5 protein-coding genes and 1 pseudogene are annotated in these 6167 nt (G+C 42.9%); 2 read left to right on the plus strand and 4 right to left on the minus strand.

The window, feature by feature from the left end; genetic code table 11:
- Both JWQ85_RS13465 and JWQ85_RS13470 read left to right on the plus strand, forming a co-directional pair.
- On the plus strand, nucleotides 1-1563 hold a 1563-nt coding region (locus JWQ85_RS13465; protein WP_299468781.1), incomplete at its 5' end, for a M20/M25/M40 family metallo-hydrolase.
- 94 nt (nucleotides 1564-1657) lie between these two features.
- Entirely contained in the window at nucleotides 1658-2431 is a 774-nt protein-coding gene (locus tag JWQ85_RS13470) for a DUF72 domain-containing protein (RefSeq protein ID WP_299468783.1), read from the plus strand.
- Here JWQ85_RS13470 and JWQ85_RS13475 read toward each other — a convergent pair.
- The 4 genes and pseudogenes from JWQ85_RS13475 to JWQ85_RS13490 form a co-directional block, all read right to left on the minus strand.
- Complete coding sequence (locus JWQ85_RS13475; RefSeq protein WP_299468785.1) at nucleotides 2379-2666, minus strand: hypothetical protein; 288 nt, start codon at nucleotides 2664-2666, stop codon at nucleotides 2379-2381. The genes JWQ85_RS13470 and JWQ85_RS13475 overlap by 53 nt on opposite strands.
- 72 nt (nucleotides 2667-2738) lie before the next feature.
- Nucleotides 2739-3479: a hypothetical protein gene (locus tag JWQ85_RS13480; protein ID WP_299468787.1), complete on the minus strand. Its 741-nt coding sequence runs from the start codon at nucleotides 3477-3479 to the stop codon at nucleotides 2739-2741.
- Between the two features lie 16 nt (nucleotides 3480-3495).
- On the minus strand, nucleotides 3496-5808 hold the full coding sequence (locus JWQ85_RS13485; RefSeq protein WP_299468789.1) for a family 20 glycosylhydrolase: 2313 nt from the start codon (nucleotides 5806-5808) through the stop codon (nucleotides 3496-3498).
- 176 nt (nucleotides 5809-5984) lie between these two features.
- A pseudogene (locus JWQ85_RS13490) lies at nucleotides 5985-6167 on the minus strand (thioredoxin-disulfide reductase); the annotation flags it as partial.

The raw sequence follows: 6167 nt of genomic DNA on the forward strand, positions 1-6167 counted from the left end.
ACCCCGAAAATGAAACACCTCAACTTGAAATTAGCTTTTGTAGCAGGTTTGTTTTCCTGCACCAGTTTATTTGCCCAGTCGCCCGATACTGCTGTTTTTGGTCGCATTCGCCGTGCCGAAATGAGTAGCTCGCAAATACCGCAAATTGCACATTATATAACGGATGTATCCGGCCCAAGGCTTACCGCCTCTGCGGGTTATAAACGTGCCGCTACATGGGCCGTTGAAACCATGAAAAAATGGGGATTAGTTAACGCCAAACTTGAACCATGGGGCGATTTTGGCAAACAATGGGATCTGCAGGATTTTAGCATTATTATGAAAGCACCATATGTGCAGCCGGTAATGGCCTACCCTAACCCATGGAGCGCTGCTACTAATGGTTTACAGCAAGCACAGGTAGTGGTGATAACACCGGGCCAGGCTACGGATACCGTTTATATTAAACAACAACTGAATGATTTTAAAGGGAAATTTATTTTAGTTACCGGTTCTGCTATCAACAAAGATGTAAACTTTAAACCGGCAGCAGAACGCTTAACCGATGAAAAACTGGCTAACATGAAGGACACTTACATGGTTACCCGCAAAGAGATAGAACAATTTGGCGGTTACTTTAAAACGCTCGCAAAAGTTGATGTATTGCTTAAACAATCGGGCGCCTTTGGTGTGATAAGCGCATCAAGCTCAAATAATAACGGGACTGTATTTGTACAGGATATGGGCGCGCATAAACTTACCGCGCCGGCAACTGTGCCTAAATTAAGTATGGCTTATGATGATGGACAAAAAATAAAACGCCTGATACAAAGCGGCCACCCTGTTGAGCTTGCTATAAACATCAGCGCGAAATCATCAACAGATGATATTAAAGGTTATAATGTTGTTGCCGAGATCCCGGGTACAGATCCTAAACTTAAATCGCAGCTGGTAATGCTTGGCGGGCACCTTGATTCGTGGCAGGCGGCCACTGGCGCTACCGATAACGGCGCGGGCTGTATTGTGATGATGGAAGCTGTAAGGCTGTTAGATTCGCTTGGGCTTAAACCAAAACGCACCATCCGCATTGCCCTATGGGGCGGCGAAGAACAGGGCGTTTATGGCTCGTACAACTACGTAAAAAATCATTTTATGGGTATGGATTACAAGCTTAAATCAGAACAGTCAAAGGTATCTGCCTATTATAATTTGGATAACGGCACTGGTAAAATACGCGGTATATTCGCGCAAGGCAATACAGAAGTTAAACCAATATTTGAACAATGGTTTGCGCCTTTTAATGATCTTGGTGCAAAAACAGTTACTATGAGTAATACCGGTTCAACCGACCATCTGTCGTTTGACTGGGCGGGCATACCGGGTTTCCAGTTCATACAAGATCCGATAGATTACGAAACCAAAACCCACCATAGCAACCAGGATAATTATGATCACCTGCAGGTTGAAGATCTTAAACAGGCGGCCATTATTGTAGCTTCGTTTGTGTACCAAACCAGCATCGAAAAAGATATGATGCCACGCAAACCACTTGTTAAAGAGATCTTTGCTTTTGATGGCTTATAAGATTTTGATTGATATTTAAAGGCCTTAGCATAGCTGCTAAGGCCTTTTTTGTTCATATATCCAAACAAAACCATCTGCCAATTTTTATATCTAAATGAATTGGTATATCGGTTGTTCGGGGTTTCACTACAAGCATTGGCGGGGTACGTTTTACCCCGAAAAACTGGCCATGACCAAATGGTTTGGTTATTACTGCCGGCACTTTAGCACGCTGGAACTAAACGTTACCTTTTACCGTTTCCCGCAACTTTCGTTTTTACAAAACTGGTATGAGAAGAGCCCGCCGGAATTTAGGTTCGCGGTAAAAGCGCCAAGGGCTATCACCCATTACAAAAAATTTAACGATACGATTGATCTGCTGAGCAGTTTTTATGATACAATTGGCGAAGGCTTGCAAGAAAAGTTAGGCCCGGTGCTGTTTCAGATCCCACCCAGTTATAATTATACCGAAGAAAAGCTGGACAAGATCCTCAAAGCCCTAAACCCGGCATTTAGCAATGTATTAGAACCAAGACACGTAAGCTGGTGGCAAGATGATATATATCAGAAACTCGCCGAACATAACATTACCTTCTGTGGAATGAGCCACCCTACCTTGCCCGATGATGTGATACAGAACACGCCCGTTATTTACTACCGTTTCCACGGTGTGCCCGAGTTGTACCGTTCACGCTATTCAACAGCGTATTTACAAAAAGTTGTGGATGCAGTTAAGGCAAACCCAAAGGCTAAACAAGGCTGGTTTTACTTTAACAATGATGTAGAAACACATGCGATAGATAACGCTAAAGAAATGATGGGAATGGTTGGTTTAACTACTCCTCTATCTTATTTATCAGGATCGCCAAACCAGCCTTTACTTTTTTAATAAGTACGGCCAGATCCTCTGGCGATAGATTCTGCTGTAGGTCTTCTTCGTTAATGTCGTTCATTTTATCAAGGATCTGGTCTAAACCCAGGTCATGCTCTTCGTTAAGGTTATCGCCATCCAGTTCCAGCACCACAAATAGGCTTGATAAGCGCTGATAGTATGTTTCCTGGGTTAGTTTATCCAGTGTATGGTATTCCAGCTTAAGCCTGTACAAAAATTCTTCTAATATCATCTGCTGAAAATAAAACAGGTGGTTCAGTAATTAATTAACTAAACCACCTACGGTGAAATTTAATATTATTTACTATCCCCTATGCCTGCGGCGTTTCTTTTTCTTTGTTTCGGTTTGCTTGCGTTTTTGGGAACGGCTTACGGTTTGTTTATCGGGCTCGGCTTGTTTTGCAACAGACTTATTAGCATTTACAGTGGTCGAATCTGTACTTAGCTGTTTTACAGTAAAATCGTTACTGCGCAAGCTATATTCCAATTGGCGTTTTGCGCCCGTTGGCTTAGCGGCTGCATTATTCCCGTCATAAATAGGAAACTCACGTATTAGCTTACCCTCTTTTATGTAGAAATTATCGTTACCCCGATACCCTTTTTTTTGCGAGTTGGTCAGTTTCGGAAAATCCAGCTTATTGGCATCGTTATTATTAAACTCAAAAGCATAGATCTTAGCATAATTCACCGTATCCTTTCCTTTGGATTGGATCAGTATCTCCGGGTTGCCATCAAGGTCCATATCGGCGTTGTAAACCTCGGTAATAGTGCCGTCAAGGTCGCCCGTGGTAGTGGTGTACTGCATCTTAGATGAATCTGAATGCAAAATAGCAAAAGCACCGGTAGCTGTTGAGCCCCTGCCCCAGCTTACAATATCGTAAGTTTGCCCCGGCGAAACCTCAATCGCCTTATGATAACGGAATGGTTGCATTACAGCAGGTTTGGCTACCGCGTTATTGTTTGCCGCGGTTTTTTTATCATCGCCGCCGCAGCCGGCTATAAATAGCCCGATTGCCGATATGAATAAATAGTTTCTAAATTTCATATTTAAAATATAGCGCTTAGTTAAACATCATATCTGGCGACACTTCTCCTTTTGGTTTACCCGGTATGGTCATATAAACCCGTAAACCACTACCCGATGTATTCGCGTCTACGTATTTGATAGTGATCTTATGATAGCCTTTAAGCAATGGTATTACACCTTGCTGCTCAACAGGGCCGGTGCGGCCATCGTTATCTACGATCGCTACATCATCTATCAATAAAACCGAACCGTTTGATGATGCCGTTGAAAAACCGTAATTACCATCAACATCAACTTTTAAATAACCGTTAAATACCACACCGTATTTGTTAAACGCTTTTTTGAAAGCGCTTAGTGCAGTGCTAAAACTTTTTGCTATACCGGTATCTATCACCGCAGCCGGGTTTATCTGTGTAGTGTTAACATATGTACCTGCCGAAGCCTGGTATTTTAACCCTGGAGCATTCCCGGTGTATTGTACCGGTGCTAATGGGGCCTTGTTAAATATTTTGGCGGCAGTAATAACACTGCGTTTACCTGAAGGGGTTACCACAATGGTTTTCAGGTCGCGGTATTCATCAAGCGGTACCGGATAGCTCATAGGGCTGGTGTATAACAACTCCGTTTCGCGCGGGGTGTAACCATCTATGGTATAATAGATCTTTGCCCCTTTAACCGGCGATTTAAGGTTAACAGTAAGTGTACTTCCTATCATGGTAGTATCGGCAGCACCAATAGCAGCAGGCACGCGATAGTTATAACCGTTTTTATCAAGCCGGGCCAGGTGCTGCGGCAAACGGGTCTCTGAAAAATCTTTATAATTTTTATTGGCCATAGGTGTCCATGCTACTTCAGATAAGGCCAGCATACGCGGCAATACCATGTATTCTACCTTTGCCTCGGAAGTGATGTATTCTGTCCAAAGGTTGGCTTGTACCCCTTTAATATATTTTTGCTGTTCGGGTGTTAAAGCAGCAGGTGTTGGGTTGTACGCGTAAGTTTTTTGTATAGGTGCATTACCGCCAATACCTACAGGTTCCTGGTTAATTTTTCCCTGCGCGTGGTCAAAATATAATCCCTGGCTGCTTGGGGTCATGATCACATCGTGGCTTTCTTTGGCCGCCTGTATGCCGCCTTCTTCTCCCCTCCAGCTCATTACAGTAGCGTTTGGTGCAAGCCCTCCTTCTAAGATCTCATCCCAACCAATAATGCTGCGGCCTTTACTGTTCACAAATTTCTCCATACGCTGTATAAAGTAACTTTGCAAACCATGCTCATCTTTTAGTTTCAGGCGTTTGATAAGGTCCTGGCAAAATTTTGATTGCTTCCATACATCTTTCGGGGCTTCATCGCCACCAATGTGAATGTATTTGCTTGGAAACAGGTCTATTACCTCTGTTAACACATCCTGTAAAAAGGTAAAGGTTTTTTCTGACGGGCAGTAGATATTGTTAAATACCCCCCATTTACCTGATACCTCATATTTTCGACCTGGATCACAGCTTAATTCGGGATATGCAGATAAAGCGGCTAAAGCATGGCCCGGCATTTCAATTTCGGGCACAATGGTGATATAGCGGTCTGCCGCATATTTGATCACATCGCGTATTTGATCTTGCGTATAATAACCTGCTACCGGAACACCATCATACTGAAGCGGCGTACGGTCTTTATAGTTACCGATAACGCTTTCTTTACGCATGCTACCCACAGATGTAAGTTTTGGGTATTTCTTGATCTCGATGCGCCAGCCCTGATCATCTGTTAAATGCCAGTGAAAAGTGTTTAGCTTGTATACTGCCATCAGGTCGATATATCTTTTTACAAACTCTACCGAGAAAAAGTGCCGACAAACATCAAGCATCATCCCCCTATAGCCAAAACGTGGGTAATCTTCAATAACAACAGCTGGTAATTTAGCGGTTGCGGCCCTGTTAAGCGGTATTAGCTGAATAAGCGTTTGTATGCCGTAAAATAAACCCGCGCCCTTACCTGCAACAGTAATTTGCTGTGGAGTGATGGTTAGTCTGTATCCTTCTTCAGGCAGGTTCTCGGTACCTGTTGATGTTAAATATATAGAGGTTGTACTAACGCCGGCATTTTTTAACCCTACCTGTTTGTTGTAGGCCATGTTATTACTCAGGAAAGAGGAGAAAAACTGTACTGCCTTATTGTTTGGCGTATCGGCTTGTATAATGGTTTCCTGGCTCAATACAAATTCGCCGGGGGCTTTTTTTATAGATACAGGTGCCGGGATGATCCCTGCATATGGGTCAGTATCCTGAGCATTTACAATAAATGATGAAGCAATCAAAAAAGCAAGTAACGCAGATATCCTTTTATTCATAGTAAAAACAAAATCAGGTGAATAACGAGGTGGTGAATTTAGCATTATTTAAAAAAAATGCATTACATGTCATGTAAAAAATACACTATTAAGCAAAAAAGGCTGCTTTCTATTCAGAAAGCAGCCTTTTTTTAATATTTTGATATTGGTTAGACACGAGGTATCGCGTCTCTACGTTACGCGGTTACCACATGCTCTTTAGCAGCCAGATAACGCTCGGCATCAATAGCGGCCATACAGCCTGTACCTGCAGCCGTAACTGCCTGGCGGTAAATATGATCTTGTGCATCGCCGCAGCAAAATACGCCTTCAATATTAGTTTCGGTTGAACCAGGGCGGGTTATAATATAACCTGTTTC

Origin of the sequence: Mucilaginibacter sp., from assembly GCF_028288105.1 — a bacterium.
Taxonomy (GTDB): Bacteria; Bacteroidota; Bacteroidia; order Sphingobacteriales; family Sphingobacteriaceae; genus Mucilaginibacter.

Excerpts from the sequence above, each read along its gene's own strand:
- JWQ85_RS13470 (WP_299468783.1), top strand. The coding sequence starts at position 1,658 with ATGAATTGGTATATCGGTTGTTCGGGGTTTCACTACAAGCATTGGCGG.
- JWQ85_RS13475 (WP_299468785.1), bottom strand. The coding sequence starts at position 2,666 with ATGATATTAGAAGAATTTTTGTACAGGCTTAAGCTGGAATACCATACA.
- JWQ85_RS13480 (WP_299468787.1), bottom strand. The coding sequence starts at position 3,479 with ATGAAATTTAGAAACTATTTATTCATATCGGCAATCGGGCTATTTATA.
- JWQ85_RS13485 (WP_299468789.1), bottom strand. The coding sequence starts at position 5,808 with ATGAATAAAAGGATATCTGCGTTACTTGCTTTTTTGATTGCTTCATCA.